Annotated in this window: 1 protein-coding gene and 1 pseudogene; one reads left to right on the top strand and one right to left on the bottom strand. The window is 45.3% G+C overall.

Annotated elements, in window-relative coordinates; all coding sequences use genetic code 11:
- Positions 1–137: pseudogene (locus tag V7D75_RS11525) on the bottom strand (23S rRNA (adenine(1618)-N(6))-methyltransferase RlmF); the annotation flags it as partial.
- A gap of 240 nt (positions 138–377) precedes the next feature.
- Here V7D75_RS11525 and V7D75_RS11530 point away from each other — a divergent pair.
- Positions 378–1,088: crotonase/enoyl-CoA hydratase family protein (locus tag V7D75_RS11530; RefSeq protein WP_333614667.1), on the top strand; the 711-nt coding region annotated here is incomplete at its 3' end.

Here is a 1,088-nt window from a genome sequence, read left to right on the forward strand (position 1 = left end):
AAGTCATAGCGACCTTGATACGGATTGCGCGGATGTAGCTTGCCGAGTTTTTTGGCGGTCTCAGGTGAGCGGTTGCGATGAGTATTAGCATTTGCTCTACGGACGTTTGATGTATTGGTGCTGGGCTTACTGGTCATAGTTTCGGACTACAATGTTTGAATATAATCATCCAGTTTAGCAGATTTCGCGTCCCTCTATCTGTTTATCCATGGCTACTGATTTGCCTATAGCGAATAAAATAGCAATCTGCCTGTGCGTATATATCTGTCCTTGCGTTATCGCATGGGGGTGTCTATATTGAAACTAAGCCAAATGAGCATAAAGCGGCTATTTTTAAGCGCAGCAGATGACAATAATGCATTTAAAAGGATAAAAATATGACAACGGAAAGTAATAAACCCAGTACCGATAACCGCATCACCTATGAAACTGACGGCTATATCTGCCTAATCGGGCTCAATCGCGCCGATAAACGCAATGCCTTTGATAGCCATATGATTAAGCAATTATCCGAAGCACTGACGCGTTATGAGAACGAAGATAACTTACGTTGTGCATTAATATTTGCTCATGGTGAGCACTTTACCGCCGGACTTGATTTGATGGAGTTGCAAGATAAGTGGGATAAAGGCGCGTTTGAGTTTAATGATAATGAGATTGACCCGTGGGGAATTGGCGGCAAATTACGCAGCAAACCTGTGGTCGTCGCGGTACAAGGAACCTGCTTTACTGCGGGCATTGAGCTTATGCTAAACAGTGACGTGGTTATCGCAAGTGATAACTGCAACTTTGCACAAATGGAAGTTGAGCGCGGTATCATGCCGTTTGGTGGCGCAACGGTACGTTTCGTCGCAGCAGCAGGCTGGCAAAAAGCTATGCCGTATTTGCTCACTGGTAAAGCCTTTGACGCGCAAACTGCTGATAGACTAAATTTGGTCAGTGAAGTAGTGACAAATGGTACAGAATACGAGCGCGCGCTAATTATTGCTAAAGAGATATGTAAGTCAGCTCCGCTCGGCGTGCAAGGATTATTGTCCTCAGCCCAAGATGCCAGTCGTAATGGCGCAAAAGCGGCGCTAGCGAATATC

The sequence above is a fragment of the Psychrobacter sp. genome (genome assembly GCF_036731945.1).
Taxonomy (GTDB): Bacteria; Pseudomonadota; Gammaproteobacteria; order Pseudomonadales; family Moraxellaceae; genus Psychrobacter.